Genomic DNA, 18,005 nt, shown 5'->3' with positions numbered 1-18,005 from the left:
TGAAGGGGGTGTTCCTATTGTATTTAGCTAAAGTAAACTACAGCGATGATGATGTTATACAGATGCTAAGTTCAGTTCTAAAAACTATAATTAATGAAAATACGATTGTTGTTTGCATAGGAACAGACAGGGCTATAGGTGATACTTTAGGCCCTTTAGTTGGAACAATACTTAAGAACAGTAACTTTAAATACCCCGTTTACGGTACACTAGATAACCCTATTCACGCCTTAAATATATATGAGTCTTTAGATACTATAAAAAATACACATATACAAGGTAACTTCTTGGCTATAGATGCTTGCTTGGGGTCGCAGAGTAACATAGGTAATATACAGATTAGAGAAGGACCTATCCTGCCCGGAAAAGGTGTTGGTAAAAAACTACCTCAAATAGGAAATTATTCTATAGTAGGAATTGTAGATAAAATTGATGAAAATAATAAACTTTCATTTAATAATATACGCCTTAGCTTTATATTAGATTTAGCTGAAACAATAGCCTTGGCTTTATTAGTATCCACCTAATCTAAATATAAACTAAATGATAAAATTCTTTATATAAAAAGGTAGATATTTTAGAGTATCTGATTAAATACTCCAAATTATCTACCTTTTTACTTTTATATTTCAAGTTTTTATTTTTCTACTAAAGCAAACATTAATTCACCTTTACAGACAAGTTCTTCACCTACATATGCCTTAGCATCTGCCTTAGCTATATTTTTTCTAAGAGTTGTCATTTCAACTTCCATAGTTAATGTATCTCCTGGTCTTACTTCTCTCTTGATTCTAACTTTATCTATACCTGCAAATACACCTAGTTTTCCTTTGTTTTCCTCTACAGACATCATTGCCACTCCACATACTTGTGCTAGAGCTTCTACTATTAGTACTCCTGGCATCAAAGGATATTCTGGAAAGTGACCTTGGAAAAATGGCTCATTAACTGTTACATTCTTTATACCAACAGCTCTTTTCCCAACTTCTAGCTCTGTAATCTTGTCTACTAATAAAAATGGATATCTATGTGGTATTAATTTTTTTATTTCATCTATATTTAACATTCTAAACTCTCCTAATTATTTTCTTTTGAAAGACCCACCAGTTTCAAGTAAGTCTATTGAACCTAAAGCTATTCCTGTACCTTTTGCAACACAAGATAATGGTTCATCTGCTATTGTAACAGTTATTCCTGTCCTCTGTTCTATTATTTTATCTAATCCATATAATAATGAACCTCCTCCAGTCATTATTATACCGACATCTCCTATATCTGCTGCTAACTCAGGAGGCGTTTTTTCCAAAACAGCATGAGTAGCAACTACTATTTGCTCAACACATTCTCTAAGTGCTTCCAACATTTCTGTTGAATTTATAGTTATAGAACTAGGAAGTCCTGTAATTAAATTTCTTCCTGTTATCTTCATATATTTTTCTTCTTCTCTCTTAAATGCAGAACCTATTTCAAACTTGATTTTCTCTGCTGTTCTTTCTCCTATAAGAAGATTGTGTTGTTTTTTCATATATTTAACTATAGCATCATCAAATCTATCTCCACCAACCTTTATAGATTCACTTACAACAGCTCCTCCTAGAGATATTACAGCTATATCTACAGTACCTCCACCAATATCTATAATCATATTACCATTAGGCTGTGATATGTCTACACCAGCTCCTATGGCAGCTGCTATTGGTTCTTCTATGATATATACTTCTCTAGCTCCAGCTTGTCTCGTAGCATCTTCTACTGCTCTTTTTTCCACTTCTGTGACACCTGTTGGTACACATACCATAATTCTTGGCATAAAAAATCTTCCAAATCCCTTTTTATCAACTATCTTATCTATAAAAGATTTTAACATCTTCTCAGTTACATCATAATCTGAAATTACACCATCTCTTAAAGGTCTTATAGCGACTATATTACCTGGTGTTCTCCCTATCATCTTTTTAGCTTCTTCTCCCACAGCTAAAACAGAATCTGTTCTTTTGTCTATCGCCACAACAGATGGTTCTTCTAAAACGATTCCCTTACCACTAACATAAACAAGCACATTTGCAGTACCTAAATCTATGCCTATATCAGCTCCAGCCATTTTTTCAACTCCTTTATTTATAATATTAGATTATATTATAAGCCTATTTTAATACTCCTATAATAAAGCATATACAAAAATCTCGCTTTAATCAAGAGAAAATAAATCTTTTGAGAGTATTATTATTTTGCTATTTATAATTACTTAATATATTTCTTTTTATAATTTAATTCAATAAAAAAAGTAGGTTTTTAACCTACATTTTTTTATTTTCCTTCTCATATTTTAATTTCGTTGCTAATCCCCCTCTAATATGTCTCTCTGATTTATTTTTGTCCAGCACATTTTTAACTTCTTTGGCAAGGGATGGATTTATTTCCTTCAATCTTTCTGTAACATCCTTATGAATTGTACTTTTACTTACTCCAAATGTCTTGGCGGTTTGTCTTACTGTAGTGTTTTTTTCAAGTATATATTTTGCTACCACTATGGCCCTTTCCTCTATATGAGATCTCAAAGATTACCCCCCTCACATAATAGCTTTAATGATATATATGTAAAAACACCAAAAAATATAACAAGCTTAACCAAATATGATTAAACTTGTTATACTATTACTTAATTAGACTCATTGGGTCTATAGATTTTTCTCCACTATACGCCTCTAAATGCACATGTATACCTTCTTCACTTTCTATTTGAGAAGTACTACCTACAGTACCTAGAGATTGTCCTTCTGTTACCTTCTGTTCTTTCTTAACACTAACATTTTTATCTAGATTTGAATATACTACTACAATGTTATTGTCACTTTTTATTTTGACTGATTGTCCATATTCTTCATCATCAAATACATCTACTACTATTCCGTTTAATAGAGATTTTACTTCTTTGCCTTTAGTACAACTAATATCTACACCTTTATGAGTTTCCCAAACATCAAGTGTTTTAGAATAACTAGGCTCTTTTTCTGAATATCCTCTTATTACTTTATCTCCAATGTAATTTAATTTTGTTGTACTCGATTTATTTTCCTCTTTTGACTTAGCTTTTTCTAAGTTTTGTTTTGAATCCGTTGCAGTAGGGATAGCATCTTTCTTGTCTTTTTCAATTAAATGTATTTCCTCTTCACTATCTTTATTAGCATTTTCCATAATTCCTTTATTAGAAGCCAATTTATCTACATTATTATTTGTAAACCAAACTCCACCTACTGCTAATAAACAAACACATACAAACAAAGATAAATAAAAACCATCTTTTTCTAACAGCTTTTTCTTCATTTTGCACCTCCAAATATATTTCTACATTTGGATTATTGACGTGTTTTTGGCATTTTATACAATTATTAGTATATATCTTTTATTTTTGTATCTGTGTAGTAATGTGATAATATATCATAATATTTATAGCCCTCTTCTGCCATTCCTTCTGCTCCCCACTGGCTCATACCAACACCATGACCATATCCTTTTACCACGAAATCTATGTATCCTTCTCCAAATTTTATGTCAAAGTTTGCAGAGTTCAATTTAAAAACAGTTCTAATGTCTTTTCCAGTCAATTCTTTATTTCCTAATTTTATTTTTTCTACAGTTCCGGCATCACTTCTTTTAGTTATTGAAACTTGTTTACTTAAATTATTTACATCTATCACAATAGTGCTATATGCCCTTCTAAGACTTTTAACAAAATCTGTGTTACTTATTTTAAGTGTTGACGCAAATTTAGGGGAATACTTATCATAAGGACTTTCCACAGACTTTAAATAAGGATATTTTGCAGAAAATACTTCTTCACTATTTTCTGTTTTTCCTGAAGATGTAGAAAAATAAAGAGGAAGTATCGCCTTATCATTATAAGTTATTATTTGACCTTTAGTTCCTCTAACTGCTTCTTGGATTTTGGAATATTTATTCTTAATCCATTCTTCACCATTTAATTTTTTAAGAGTATCATAACTCTTATATTCTTGACAATGTTTATAATCAGTACATACTACTGCATTTTTATGTTTACTAGATTTACCATGTTCCTGTTTATATACTACATATGTTCTAGCTGCTACAGATTGAGCTTTTAAAGCTTCTATATCAAACTCTGAAGACATCTCACCAGCTAGTACTCCACATAAATAGTTCTCCATGTCCATCTTTTCGGTTTTCCCTGTTATATGATTATATACATTGATAATTGGTGCTTTTTTATTTACAGTTTCATAGTTCACTGTATTTTTTTCTTCTTTATTACCTTTGTCTTCAATATCACTTTTTTTAATAGTTTTGTTTATAGATACTGGGCTCTCTGGTTTTTCAGTTAATTCTACATTTTTATAAGAAACTAAAGTTATAAGTGATGGAACTAACACAGAGCAAGTCACAAATCCTAACAAAACAACCAATGGGTTCTTCATATACTCTCCTCCTTAGCTTTTAAAACCTTGTATTTAAGTATATGAACAACCCTATTAATTTATAACTTTCTTCTATAAACCAATTATTAATCTTCTACTATTTCGATTTGACCACCTAGTGCTGTTATCTTCTTATCTATATCAACATAACCTCTTTGGATATGGTATATTTCTCCTATTTGAGTTTCTCCTTCTGCTATAAGACCGCATAAAATAAGGGCTGCCCCTGCTCTTAAATCAGTAGCGTTTACTGCTGCACCGTGTAGCTCATCTACACCATTAACAACCGCACTTCTTCCATCTATTTTTATATTAGCACCCATTCTATTAAATTCAGCAACATGCATAAATCTATTTTCAAAAACAGTTTCTATAACTACACCAGTTCCATTGGCTACAGTAAGCATAGCCATAAATTGTGCTTGAACATCTGTAGGAAATCCTGGATGTGGTAAAGTTTTTATATCTATTGGTTTTAATACTTTTGGACCTACAACTCTTACAGAATTGTCCATTTCTGTTATTTCACAACCAGCTTCTCTTAATTTAGCTACAACTGGTTTTAAATGCTCCATTAAAACATTTTCAACAGTTATATCACCTTTTGTCATAGCTGCTGCAACCATATAAGTTGCTGCTTCTATTCTGTCTGGAATTACATTATGTTCTGCTCCTTTTAACTCTTTAACACCTTTTATTTTTATAGTATTAGTACCTGCACCTTTAACATCTGCTCCCATTTCGTTCAAGAAGTTTGCTAAATCTACTATTTCTGGCTCTTCTGCTGCATTCTCTATTATTGTAGTCCCTTCTGCTAAAGAAGCTGCCATCATTATGTTTTCAGTTGCTCCAACAGATGGGAAATCTAAATATAATTTATTTCCTACTAACTTTTCTGTTGCTGCTTCAACAAAACCATGGTCCATTTCTATCTTTGCACCTAAGGCTTTAAATCCTTTTAAATGTAAATCTATAGGTCTTGTTCCTATAGCACATCCTCCTGGCATAGAAATTTTCGTACTATTAAATCTAGCAAGCAATGGTCCCATAACCAAAAAAGAAGCTCTCATCTTTCTTACAAGCTCATATGGAGCTTCACAAGTTTTTATATTGCTTGCATCAACAGTAAGTGTATTTTCTTTATATTCAACTTCTGCTCCTACATGTCTTAATAAATCTGATATAACATGAACATCTCTTAAATTTGGTACTCCATTTAATGTTGATTTTCCGTTTGCTAATAAAGTCGCTGCTATTATTGGTAAAACTGCATTTTTTGCACCATCTATTTTAACACTACCTTTAAGTGGATTACTCTTTTTTACTATTATCTTAGCCATATTTTTTGATCTCCTCATAATTAATAATCTAATTTTATAATTGGTGTGGCAATATATATGAGTGTTTTTCCGTCATCCTCATTATATTTAATTCCTATATTTAAATTAATTTTTTCCCCTAAATATTCTAATTCATAATCATTTAATACTTTACTATATGCTGTTATAGATAAAAAGTTTACGTCTTTAACTTCATCTATTTGCTTAGCACTCATATTATATAATATTTTTTGTAAAATATCATCATATTTGTTGTTTTGTAACCTTTTTGTGTATTCTCCAACAATACAAGCAGACACATCTACTTGAGATGAATATTTATTTAACACATTTTCTACGTTACTATAAATAACCTCTTTATGTTTATATACTTTGTTATCCAATATGTCAACTACTATGTAACTTTCTTTGTTATTTTTATTTATTCCTTTTATAGAAATTTCTTTATCGCTACCTTTTATAGTAGCACATAATTGTATTTTATCGCCAGACCCTTTTTGATTCCAATTTATTCCTTTTTTATCCAACTTTAGATTGTTAATTATTTCTATAAAAATATTATGAAATTCTTTATTTGATAAATTATGATTTATAACAGAATTAATTTTAACATTATAAAATTTAAAATTTGCTTCTGATATTTCAAGAGCTTTACTTAATCTATTGTATCTAGTATTTATACTTGTATCTGCATAAGATATTGTCATTCCTATAATCATTAATATAAAAAAGCTTATAGCTAATTTTACTTTTTTCATAGTAAAAAATCCCCCTTAAATATGTTTTTCTGTATAATAGAATTATTAACAAATTTAAGAGAGATATACTTTCTCAATATGTATTTTTATACATTTTTGTATTTTTCATCTAATAATCTCTTTCAAACTCTTCAATCTCAATTTTCTCTATCCTTCTCCTGGACTTGCCAATTTCTTATATGTATCAAATACATCTTGCATTAATTCTTATATATTCTCTTCTGTAATATAAATTACTTAGTCTATACTTAAATCTATAATCTATAATCTATAATCTATTCATATTTTACCAACAAAATAAACAGATAATACTTTTTTATCAATTTCCATAGCTCCAAATGAACATACCTAAGTACACTTCCCAATACACAATTTACACACTCTTCCTAATAAATCAAAAACACCTTTGTTTTAAACAACTCTATTGTACTTTCAAAAACTTTATTTGTGTTCTCCCACTTCAATTAAATTTGAATTATCAAGACTCCAGCCCATCCATCCATCACTATAAAGGGAGGTATTTTCCACTCCTATGACATTTGCATATGTTAATACTTCAGCAGCACGCCATCCACTTCCACACATAAATATAAGCTGTTTATTCACATCTATATTTTCCTTGTCCCACATTTCTAAAATCTCATATTTATTTCTCATTGTATTATCAATATTACGATATTCTTCTAGTGAAACACTATCACTACCTGAATGTCCATATAAAGCTCCTGGTATACGCCCTTTTTTATCATAATATGTATATCCAGATACTTTTCCTATATGTTCATCCCAAGTACGGTTATCTACTAGTATAAACTTATTTTTTTCTTTTAGTTTTTGTCTTAATTCAGATGTAGTAACAACTAATTGTGAGTTAACTGGTATATCTGCTCCAAAATTAGTACATGAATGTTTTGGATTACTAATAAATTCTAATTCATATCCTGCTGATAACCATGAGTTTGTTCCACCATTCAAAACTCTTACATCTTTTACTCCTATATATCTCAATATAACAGCTAGTCTATAAGATGCCATAGGTGTACTACTTGAAACTATTACAGTATCATCCTTTGTTAATCCATAGTCTAAAGCAAACTTAGTTAAGTTATCATCATTATCAAGCATCCATGTTGGAGGAGGTTCTATAATATCAGTATTTACATGAACACTTGTAGGTATATGCCCTTTTGTATACGATTCTTCTCCCCAACTCGCTTCAATCATTTTTATATTCTTTGAATCTTCAAATGTCTCAGGAATTTTTCCATCTAATATATCTTTTATTATAAAAGCAGGAACTATCATTTGATAATTTTTATATCTTTCCATTGGAAGATTTTCGTCGTCTGCCCATTGTTTAATATCATATTTATATAGATATTTATATCCTTTTTTAGATAAATAATCTGCTACAACCAAAGCATCTTTTCCATTTGCATCATACAATACTATATTTTTATCTAAATCAATTCTTTTAGTTTTCAATGCTTGTTCTAACACTTCATCTTTTCTATCTAAGTATACACTTAACCAATTAGCAGAAAAATCTACTGCTCCTTTTATATGTCCACCTCTTCTTACTCCATCTAACTTCCAGCCATTATAAGCATCATTTAAGCGAGTATCAACTATAACCCAAGCGTTATCTTGCACTTTTTCTTGTAAAACTTCAGTAGATATTGCCTTAAGATTAACAAAATAATCTTCTTTCTTTTCTTTTTTAAAATCATTTGTCATAATTTATACTCCCAATTTAAAAAAATTTTTATTTGAAATTATTTTACTAAAATAAAGTAATTTTCTTATACTCTATTAGCTTCATTATATTCTTTTATAAATAGTTCCTTATATTCTTATTTTAAACTACTCACTTTATCTTATCACAAGGTTACTAATACCTTGTATTTTAATTTTTCTCATAAGCTATTATTTTTTTTATCTGATATTGACTATATGTTTATTAAGTACTCACTATATTTTATATGAACTATATTTATCGTTCCCTATACCTGGTATGGTCTATATATTTATCATTTTACAGATGATTTAATATCAATCTTTTTATAAAATTTATTATAGCAAAAACAAAACAAATTTAATATTTATCTAAAAAACTCATCCTATAAAATACAAATAACAGGATGAGTTCTTTTCAATAAATATTATCTATTTAATTTTTAATCTGTTTTTATTCAACTGTTACTGATTTAGCTAGATTTCTTGGCTTATCTACATCGCATCCTCTTAGTACAGAGACATGATAAGCAAGTAATTGCATTGGTACAACTGCTAATATTGGTGATAAAATATCATCTGAATTTGGTATATAGATTATTTTATCAGCAGCTTTCTCAACATCCTTATTATGGCTTTGAGCTATTGCTACTACATAAGCTCCTCTTGCTCTTACTTCTTCCATATTAGAAACCATTTTTTCAAATAACTTTTCTTGAGTAGCTATGGCAATTACAGGAGTTCCTTTTTCTATTAAAGCTATTGTTCCATGCTTTAGCTCTCCTGCTGCAAAAGCTTCTGCATGTATATATGAAATCTCTTTTAATTTCAATGAACCTTCCATTGCTAAGCTATAGTCTATACCTCTTCCTAAATAGAATGCATGTTCAGAACTAACAACTGTTTTAGCAACTTCTTTTATATATTCTTCATTGTCTAGTATTTCTTGTATTTTTGATGGTATTTCTTTCATCTTAGAAATCATACTATCATAAAATTCTCTAGTTATTGTTCCTTTTTTGATAGCAAAGTCTAAAGCTATCATGTATAAAGAAGTTATTTGAGTAGTATATGCCTTAGTTGATGCAACTGCTACTTCAGGTCCTGCCCAAGTATAGAATACATCATCTGATTCTCTTGCTATAGATGAACCTACAACGTTAGTTATTGAAAGTATTCTTGCTCCTTTAGCCTTTGAATCTCTTAATACTGCTAGAGTATCTGCTGTCTCACCAGATTGACTAACTAATATTACTAATGAATTTTCATCTACAAATGGGTCGCTATATCTAAATTCTGATGCTATATCAGTTATTACTGGTATATTTACAAATTTTTCTATGGCATACTTACCAAGTAATCCAGCATTATATGCTGTTCCACAAGCCACTATATAAACTTTATTTATTTTTTCTAAGTCTTCTTTAGAAATATTTATACTGTCTAGAATTATATTTCCATTATCATCAAGTCTTCTTTCTAAAGTTTCTCTAACTCCTGTTGGTTGCTCATGAATTTCTTTTGACATAAAGTAGTCATATCCACCTTTAGACGCAGCTTCTACATCCCAAGTTACATGAAATACTTCTTTTTCAACAAGATTTCTATTAGAGTCATAAACGGTTACATTTTCGTCTTTTAGATGAACTACTTCTCCATTTTCTAAGAAATAAACATCTCTAGTATATTTTAATAATGCAGGTATATCTGATGCTATAAAGTTTTCACCTTCACCAACACCAACTACAAGAGGACTATCTTTTCTTACTGCAACTAATTCATTTCCATGTTCTTTACATATAACACCTAATGCATAAGCTCCTCTTAATTTTGATATAGTTTTGTATACAGCATCTAATAAATTACCCTCATAGTATTTATCTACTAAATGTGCTATTACCTCTGTATCTGTTTGAGATTCAAACTTAACACCTTCAGAAATTAATTCTTCTTTTATTTCCATATAGTTTTCTATTATCCCATTATGAACAACTGCTATTGTTTTGGCTTGATTAAAATGAGGATGTGAGTTTACATCAGATGGTTCTCCATGAGTTGCCCATCTCGTATGCCCTATACCTAAATTTCCATCAATAGGATTCTTTTCTAAGTCTTCTGCAAGTACAGAAAGTCTACCTTTAAACTTTCTAATATTAAGTTCTTTTTCATTAGAACTATTAACTGCTACTCCTGCTGAGTCATAACCTCTGTACTCTAGCTTAGAAAGCCCTTCTACTATAACTTCTGCTGCCTTTCTACTTCCTAAATATCCAACTATTCCACACATTATTTGTGTCCTCCTAAAAATATTATTTATATATTTTAAGAGTTAGGTCATATAAGTTTACTTTGGCTTCCCTTTGTCCATAGGATTGCTCCTATTATTTAAAGAAGTCTTTCGATGGTAAACACACCGCAGAGCATCCGCCGACAATTCGATTAACTCTGACCTCGTCAACTTAGTTCCTATATTACTCAATAATTATGTCTATAACTAAGTTCTGGCGCTTAGAAAGGTGTCCTCAGTATTTGTATCTGAGAATACCCTTTAAATTACGATAATTTTTCTTGTATAAGATTAGCTAAGTCTGTTGCTAATTCTTTTATTTGACCTTCCTCTTTACCCTCTAACATAACTCTAACTAATGGCTCAGTTCCTGATGGTCTTATCAAAACTCTACCATTTCCGTCTAAAATAGATTCTATTCTTTCTATCTCAGTTTTTATTTCTGGATATTCCATATATTTGTTCTTATTTTCATTTTTTATTGTTGCATTTACTAATACTTGTGGGTATTGGCTCATTATTGATGCAATTTCTGATAAAGGTTTCTTTTCTTGCAAAATTATATTTGCAAGTATTAGAGAACTAAGCACTCCATCTCCAGTAGTGTTGTAATCTAAAAATATCATATGTCCAGATTGCTCTCCACCAAGATTATATCCATTTTTAACCATATCTTCTAAAACATATCTGTCTCCAACTGCTGTAGTAGATAAATTTATTCCATTTTCCTTAGCAGCTATTGTCAACCCTATATTACTCATAACTGTAACTACCAAAGTATCTTGTGCCAATTTATTATTTTTCTTTAAATTTAAGGCACTCAATATCATTATATGGTCTCCATCAACAATTTGACCCTTTTCATTTACTGCAATTAATCTATCAGCATCTCCATCATATGCAAGACCTAAGTCAGCATTATGTTCCAAAACAGCCCTTTGAAGTTGTTCTGGATGTGTAGAGCCACATTTATAGTTTATATTATTTCCATCTGGTAAACTATTTATTGAAATTACACTTGCTCCTAGTTCATCAAACACTATTGGTGCCACTTTATATGACGCACCATTAGCACAGTCCAAAACTACTTTTAATCCCTTAAAGTCAGTGCTTATTATTGATTTTAGGTAGTCTACATAGTCTCTTTGTGCACAATGTTCATGTAATTTTCTTCCTACATTTTCACCAATTGGAAGACAATCAATTTTGTCTATATCGTCTATATATTCTTCTATTTTCAATTCAATTTCATCATCTAATTTATATCCATTCTTATTAAAGAATTTGATTCCATTATATTCAACAGGATTGTGAGATGCAGATATAACCACACCACAATCAGCACCATATTTTCTAGTTAAATATGCCACTGCAGGTGTTGGTATTATTCCAACAGTAATAACATCACATCCAACAGACATAAGTCCTGCTATTAAAGATGCTTCCAACATATCACCTGATATTCTAGTATCCTTACCTACTACTACTTTTACTCTGTGGTCTCCTTGAGCTAAGACAAATCCACCAGCTCTACCAAGTTTATATGCTAAATCACATGTTAGTTCTGTATTTGCTACTCCTCTAACTCCATCTGTTCCAAAATACTTTCTCACTAAAGATTCTCCTTTCATAATTGAAAAGCTTGTAATTTGTATTATATTTTTATAGTTCATAAAATATCATTATAGGCTTAATTTCAGTCATAAAAATATTTTAATACTTATCAGCAAAAAAGACAATAGAAATAATTCTATTGTCTTTTTTTTGACATCTTTTTCTTTATTAGTTAGTTGCTTTAGAACATGTAGCATCCATACCTTTTTGTAAAGCTTCTCTGTTTAATGGAACGAATTTTTCTTTTCTAGGTCCGAAAACTTTTTTGAATGCTTCTAGTACAGATTCTATATCTACAGTATCAGATACTTTTAAGTAAGCGCCTAACATTATCATGTTAGCAACTTTATCATTTCCTAATTCAGCTGCTAATTCATTTGCTGGTATATAATAAACATCTACATCTGTTCTATCAACTTTTTCTTTTATTAAAGAACTATTTACTATTATTTTTCCACCAGGAATAACATCATCTTTGAATTTTTCAAATGCTGGTATATTTAATAATATAGCTGCAGTTGCATCATCTGTTATAAGTGGAGAACCAACTGGCTCATTAGATACAGTTACTGCACAGTTTGCTGTACCTCCACGCATTTCTGGTCCATAAGATGGTAACCAAGAAACTTCTTTTCCTTCTAGCATTCCTGCATAAGTAAGTAATTGTCCCATAGACATAACACCTTGGCCTCCGAAGCCTGCACATATTACTCTAGCTGTAGACATTTACTTCACCTCCTCAACTTCAACATTTTTGAAATTTCCTAATGGATAGTATGGTATCATGTTGTCTCTTAACCATTGTAAAGCATCGTTTGGAGCTAGTCCCCAGTTTGTAGGACAAGTAGATAATACTTCTACTATTCCAAATCCTAATCCTGCTTGTTGAACTTGGAATGCTTTCTTTATAGCTTTTTTAGCTTGTCTAACATGAGCTGGAGTATCAACTGCTACTCTTTCTACAAATACAGCTCCTGTTAATGTAGCTAACATTTCACTTACTCTTATTGGATAACCTTGAGTTTCAGCATTTCTTCCTGATTGAGCAGTAGTAGCTCTTTGTCCAACTAATGTAGTTGGAGCCATTTGTCCACCAGTCATACCATAAGTTGTATTGTTTACAAATATAGTAGTTATTTTTTCTCCTCTAGCAGCTGCATGAACTATTTCAGCAGTACCAATTGAAGCTAAGTCTCCATCACCTTGATAAGTGAATACTGTATTTTCAGGATGAACTCTTTTTATTCCTGTAGCAGCAGCTGGCGCTCTACCATGAGCAGCTTCTTGAGTGTCACAGTTAAAATATTTATATCCTAAAACTGAACATCCAACTGGAACAACACCTACAGCATCACCTAATACTCCTAGTTCTTCTAATACTTCACCAACTAATCTATGGATTATACCATGTGTACATCCTGGACAGTAGTGAGTTTGAGTATCTTGTAATCCTTCAGTTTTCTTAAATACAACAGCCATTATCTAGCACCTCCTGCAACCAATTCTCCGGCAATAATTTTTTTAGCTTTTTCAACTATTTCTGCTGGTGTTGGAGTCATTCCTCCTGGTCTTCCATGGAAGTAAACTGGTAATTTACCTTCTACTGCCATTTTAACATCTTCCACCATTTGTCCCATACTCATTTCAACAGTCAATATGTTTCTAGCATTAGGAATTTGGTTGAATGCTTCGAATGGGAATGGCCATAATACTTTAGGTCTTATAAGACCTGCTTTTATTCCTTCTTCTCTTAATATATCAATTGCGCTTTTTACTACTCTTGAAGTAGTTCCATAAGCTGCAAATACAAATTCAGCATCTTCTGTTTTGTACATTTCGTATTGTACTTCATTCTTTTCCATTGCATCAAATTTTTCTTGTAAATGCCAACAATGGTCTTCTAGTACTTCTGGCTCTAAGTATAGAGAGTTTATTACATTAGGTTTTCTTTTTCCTTTAGTTCCAACAGTTGCCCAATCTTTAGGAGGCAATTCTCTTTTCTTCTCAGGAGCTCTAAATTCAACTGGCTCCATCATTTGACCTATCATACCATCTGCAACTACCATAACTGGTGATCTGTAATAATCTGCAACGTCAAAAGCTTCCATTATCATATCAACAGCTTCTTGAACTGTAGCTGGTGCGAATACTGGAGTTCTGTAGTCTCCATTTCCTCCACCTCTTGTAGACATAAAGTAGTCAGCTTGTGAAGGTTGTATACTTCCAAGTCCTGGACCACCTCTCATTACATTAAGTACAACACAAGGAACTTCTGCTCCTACTGCATATGTTATACCTTCTTGCTTTAAAGCAACTCCTGGTGAAGATGAAGAAGTCATAACTCTTGCTCCTGCACCTGCTCCACCATAAACCATGTTTATCGCAGAAACTTCTGATTCAGCTTGAACGAACGCTCCACCTATTTTAGGTAACTCTCTTGATAAATATTCTGGTAATTCACTTTGTGGAGTTATTGGGTAACCGAAGAAATATTTGCAACCAGCTTCTATAGCTGCTTTTCCAAATGCTTCGTTACCTTTCATAAGTATCTTAGCCATTAAAATTCCCCCTTAAATATTAATTAAATTAATCTCTTTCTACTGTTATAACTACATCTGGACACATAGTTGCACAACTTGCACATCCTATGCATTTTTCCATTTCAAAAACAGTTGCTGGGTTATACCCTTTTTTGTTTATTACATTTGAGTCTAATTGTATGATTTTTACTGGACATGCTTCAACACACAATCCACAACCTTTACAACGTTCTTGATTAAAAGATACTTTTCCTTTAGCCATTTACCTAAGCCTCCTTAAACTTTCTATATATTTGAGCTCAAACTACATCCAGTCTTCTCTCATATATAATTTTATAGGAAAAATTTCTCCTTCTAAATCTTTTGGTAACTGTTCAACAAGATTTTCTAAACATGCAACATATCTTATCGGTATATTACATTTTTCAGAAACTTCTTTTGCAACTTTCTGACCTCTTAAAACATCATCAATAGTAGTAAACCTAATAAGATGAGTATTATTAATTAGACCTGTTACCTTTAATTTAGAAGATTTTTCTATTTCTTTTATATATTGGATAACTTCTTCAGAAGTTTGAGTTTTCTCCCTATTTGCATTTATTACAAAAAGCATATCATAATCGCCTTCTTTTAACAAATGACTAAATCTTCCTATAACCCTAGCACCTACATTATCTCCACCTAAATCTATAACAGAATTGTATGAATGGTCTACCATAGGAGACATTACCTCTGCTGATACTGCTGGTAAATCTAATGTTGGAGCATTAATTGAGCTATCTATTGGTTGTATACCTAAGGATTTCATTAACTCTTTCTTTTCTCTAGTTCTAAAGTATACATTTACCACATCTAAATCGGCTATAGCAACTTTGCCAGAAACCATATCTCTTAACTTAACAACATAGTTCATCGCAAATTCACTTTTACCACTTCCATAGTGACCAGTTATGATTCTTATTCTTTTATCATTAGTTATCATAAACTTGAGCCTCTTCTTCACCAGTTAAAACTCTAAGTCCACCTTGAGCTAATGCAATCATTTCATCTTCACCTGGATAAACTTTTACATCTGCTATAAATTTAACTCTATCTGCAATCATTTCTGTAAACATTTTTGAATATGCGATTCCACCAGTTAATAATATTGCTTTTACATCTCCCTTAAGAACTGCAGCACTAGCTCCTATTTCTTTAGAGATTTGATATGCCATAGCTTCATATACTAATTTAGCTTTTTCATCACCAGCTTCAATTCTTTCTTCAACTTCTCTAGCATCATTAGTGTTTAAGTATGCAACTAGTCCGCCATTACCTTTTATTTTCTTTTTAATTTCATCTTGAGTATATTTTCCACTAAAGCACATTTTTACTAATGCACCTACTGGTAGTCCACCACTTCTTTCTGGAGAGAAAGGTCCTTCTCCATCTAATGCGTTTGCAACATCTACTATTTTACCATTTTTATGAGCTCCAACAGAAACTCCTCCACCCATGTGTGCAACTATAAGATTTATATCTTCATATTTCTTGTTTATTTCTCTAGCATATCTTCTTGCTATTGCCTTTTGATTTAAAGCATGTACTACACTTGCTCTACTTATTTCAGGCATACCAGAAATTCTAGCAACATCTTCTAATTCATCTACAACAACAGGGTCTACTATGTATGAAGGAACATTTACTTCTTCACCTATTTGTTTTGCTATTATTCCACCTAGGTTTGAAGCGTGTTCTCCTAAAACTCCCACTTTTAAATCTTCAATCATAGCAGCACTTACTGAATAAGTACCACCTTTTATAGGTTTAAGAAGTCCTCCTCTACCTACTACAGCATCTAATTCAGATGTTTTTACTCCACCTTCTTTTAGAGCTTCTTCTATTACTTGTTTACGAAATTCAAATTGGTCAGACACCTTCTCATATTTTCCTATTTCTTCTGAAGAATGTCTTAAAGTTTTTTCAAATACTAAATCCTCATTATCAAATACAGCTATTTTAGTTGATGTCGAACCAGGATTTATTGTTAAGATTTTAAATATTTTGCTCATTTGCCTATTTCCCCCTTAAAATTATGCCTTTGCTGCCATTAAAACACCTAAAGCTATTGAGTTTAGTTTAGTTTCTTCACTGTCTGCTCTAGAAGTTAATATTATTGGTGCTTTAGCCCCAACTATAACTCCTGCATTTTTTGATTTTGAGAAGAATACCAAAGCTTTATATAATATGTTACCACCTTCAATATCTGGGGCTAATAATATATCAGCTCTTCCTGCTACAGGATGATTTATACCTTTATGTTTAGCTGCTTCTAAAGATACTGCATTATCAATTGCAAAAGGTCCACCAACCATACAACCTTTGATTTCTCCTCTTTCATACATTTCTTCTAGTTCTTTAGCTTCAACTGTATCTTTCATTTTTGGATTTACTTTTTCTTTTGCGCATATTGCAGCAACTTTTGGTTCACTTATATCTAATGAATGTGCTACTGTGCAAGCATTTTCTATGATTTGCTTTTTAGTATTTGTATCAGGAGCTAAGTTCATAGCTGCGTCAGTTACGAAAAATAATCTATCATATCCCTCTACATCAAATACTGCTACGTGACTTAATACATTTCCAGTTCTAAGACCTACTTCTTTATTTAAAACTGCTTTTAGTATTATTGATGTGTCTACTAAGCCTTTCATTACCATGTCGGCTTTTCCTTGTGAAACTAATTCAACAGATTTTAGAGATGCTTCTGCTAAATCTTTTATATCTATCAGTTCATAATTTTCGATATCCATGTCTATGCTTTTTGCAATTTCTTTAGTCTTTTCTATATCTCCTACTAAAATGGCATTTGCTATTTTTTCTTTTCTAGCCATTTCAACTGCCATTAAAACTTCTTTATCTTGGCAACATGCTACTGATATAGTTTTAGGTCCTCTTTCTTTTGCAAACTTAATTACTTCTTCAAAACTTCTCATGCATTTCCACCTCATCTTGAATTTTTTGAAATAGAACTTTTTATATCTCAATTAAATTATAACTCGTTCAGCAACGTTTTCCTAGAGATAATTGAAATATTTAATTCAAAATATTTATTTAAATCTATTTATCAGTCTTTTTTCATATATCTAGCGCTTTTTAGATTTAACAAATATCTCATTGTCCTTATTTTATAATATAACTAAAATAAACAAGATGCAACAAAAACATAAAATTAACAAACTTAATTTTATAGGTTTTTTTGTCGCATCTTGTAACAACTAAATATTCGAAATATTTGT

18 protein-coding genes are annotated in these 18,005 nt (G+C 31.1%); 1 reads left to right on the top strand and 17 read right to left on the bottom strand.

The genetic code is table 11. The features are described from left to right. Nucleotides 1–17: 17 nt before the first annotated feature. Nucleotides 18–527: a spore protease YyaC gene (gene yyaC, locus CDIF1296T_RS01195; protein WP_009887970.1), complete on the top strand. Its 510-nt coding sequence runs from the start codon at nt 18–20 to the stop codon at nt 525–527. A gap of 110 nt (nt 528–637) precedes the next feature. Here the strand turns inward: yyaC and fabZ are convergent, their stop codons facing one another. The 17 genes from fabZ to ptb all read right to left on the bottom strand — a co-directional run bounded on the left by fabZ (nt 638) and on the right by ptb (nt 17,702). Continuing rightward, nucleotides 638–1,066, bottom strand: a complete 429-nt coding sequence (gene fabZ / locus CDIF1296T_RS01190) for a 3-hydroxyacyl-ACP dehydratase FabZ (protein WP_003420731.1) — start codon at nt 1,064–1,066, stop codon at nt 638–640. A gap of 15 nt (nt 1,067–1,081) precedes the next feature. Then, nucleotides 1,082–2,101 carry a rod shape-determining protein gene (gene mreB, locus CDIF1296T_RS01185; protein ID WP_003420729.1) on the bottom strand — a complete coding sequence of 340 codons (1,020 nt, stop codon included), beginning with the start codon at nt 2,099–2,101 and terminating at the stop codon, nt 1,082–1,084. Nucleotides 2,102–2,297: 196 nt separating this feature from the next. After that, the gene (gene spoIIID, locus CDIF1296T_RS01180) at nt 2,298–2,558 is read right to left on the bottom strand and encodes a sporulation transcriptional regulator SpoIIID (RefSeq protein ID WP_009895206.1); all 261 of its coding nucleotides are present in this window, start codon (nt 2,556–2,558) and stop codon (nt 2,298–2,300) included. A 97-nt stretch (nt 2,559–2,655) separates the two neighbouring features. After that, a complete protein-coding gene (locus CDIF1296T_RS01175; protein WP_003432453.1) occupies nt 2,656–3,324 on the bottom strand; it encodes a M23 family metallopeptidase in 669 nt (222 codons plus the stop codon). A gap of 65 nt (nt 3,325–3,389) precedes the next feature. Further along, the gene (spoIID, locus tag CDIF1296T_RS01170; protein ID WP_003432452.1) at nt 3,390–4,454 is read right to left on the bottom strand and encodes a stage II sporulation protein D; all 1,065 of its coding nucleotides are present in this window, start codon (nt 4,452–4,454) and stop codon (nt 3,390–3,392) included. 86 nt (nt 4,455–4,540) lie between these two features. Then, nucleotides 4,541–5,794, bottom strand: coding sequence for a UDP-N-acetylglucosamine 1-carboxyvinyltransferase (gene murA, locus CDIF1296T_RS01165; protein ID WP_003420721.1), 1,254 nt, complete (start codon nt 5,792–5,794; stop codon nt 4,541–4,543). A gap of 20 nt (nt 5,795–5,814) precedes the next feature. Continuing rightward, complete coding sequence (locus CDIF1296T_RS01160) at nt 5,815–6,552, bottom strand: YwmB family TATA-box binding protein (protein ID WP_003432450.1); 738 nt, start codon at nt 6,550–6,552, stop codon at nt 5,815–5,817. Nucleotides 6,553–6,993: 441 nt separating this feature from the next. After that, nucleotides 6,994–8,289, bottom strand: a complete 1,296-nt coding sequence (locus CDIF1296T_RS01155; protein ID WP_009895205.1) for a rhodanese-like domain-containing protein — start codon at nt 8,287–8,289, stop codon at nt 6,994–6,996. Nucleotides 8,290–8,740: 451 nt separating this feature from the next. Beyond that, nucleotides 8,741–10,573 (bottom strand): glutamine--fructose-6-phosphate transaminase (isomerizing), encoded by a 1,833-nt coding sequence (glmS, locus tag CDIF1296T_RS01150; protein WP_003432446.1) that lies wholly within the window; start codon nt 10,571–10,573, stop codon nt 8,741–8,743. Nucleotides 10,574–10,839: 266 nt separating this feature from the next. Continuing rightward, nucleotides 10,840–12,186, bottom strand: a complete 1,347-nt coding sequence (glmM, locus tag CDIF1296T_RS01145) for a phosphoglucosamine mutase (protein ID WP_009895204.1) — start codon at nt 12,184–12,186, stop codon at nt 10,840–10,842. A gap of 169 nt (nt 12,187–12,355) precedes the next feature. Then, nucleotides 12,356–12,913: a 2-oxoacid:acceptor oxidoreductase family protein gene (locus CDIF1296T_RS01140; protein ID WP_003420711.1), complete on the bottom strand. Its 558-nt coding sequence runs from the start codon at nt 12,911–12,913 to the stop codon at nt 12,356–12,358. Then, nucleotides 12,914–13,666 (bottom strand): thiamine pyrophosphate-dependent enzyme, encoded by a 753-nt coding sequence (locus tag CDIF1296T_RS01135; protein ID WP_003420710.1) that lies wholly within the window; start codon nt 13,664–13,666, stop codon nt 12,914–12,916. Continuing rightward, a complete protein-coding gene (locus tag CDIF1296T_RS01130; RefSeq protein ID WP_003432442.1) occupies nt 13,666–14,745 on the bottom strand; it encodes a 3-methyl-2-oxobutanoate dehydrogenase subunit VorB in 1,080 nt (359 codons plus the stop codon). The genes CDIF1296T_RS01135 and CDIF1296T_RS01130 overlap by 1 nt, the downstream gene beginning before the upstream one ends. Nucleotides 14,746–14,773: 28 nt before the next feature. Beyond that, on the bottom strand, nt 14,774–14,989 hold the full coding sequence (locus tag CDIF1296T_RS01125) for a 4Fe-4S binding protein (protein WP_003420706.1): 216 nt from the start codon (nt 14,987–14,989) through the stop codon (nt 14,774–14,776). A gap of 42 nt (nt 14,990–15,031) precedes the next feature. Further along, complete coding sequence (locus CDIF1296T_RS01120; protein WP_003420704.1) at nt 15,032–15,709, bottom strand: hypothetical protein; 678 nt, start codon at nt 15,707–15,709, stop codon at nt 15,032–15,034. Then, on the bottom strand, nt 15,699–16,778 hold the full coding sequence (gene buk, locus CDIF1296T_RS01115) for a butyrate kinase (RefSeq protein WP_003420702.1): 1,080 nt from the start codon (nt 16,776–16,778) through the stop codon (nt 15,699–15,701). Before buk ends, CDIF1296T_RS01120 begins: the two co-directional genes overlap by 11 nt. A 21-nt stretch (nt 16,779–16,799) precedes the next feature. After that, nucleotides 16,800–17,702 carry a phosphate butyryltransferase gene (ptb, locus tag CDIF1296T_RS01110; protein ID WP_003420701.1) on the bottom strand — a complete coding sequence of 301 codons (903 nt, stop codon included), beginning with the start codon at nt 17,700–17,702 and terminating at the stop codon, nt 16,800–16,802. Between the last annotated feature and the right edge of the window lie 303 nt (nt 17,703–18,005).

The sequence above is a fragment of the Clostridioides difficile ATCC 9689 = DSM 1296 genome (genome assembly GCF_001077535.1).
GTDB lineage: Bacteria > Bacillota > Clostridia > Peptostreptococcales > Peptostreptococcaceae > Clostridioides > Clostridioides difficile.
This window is presented reverse-complemented; position numbering and strand designations above follow the sequence as displayed.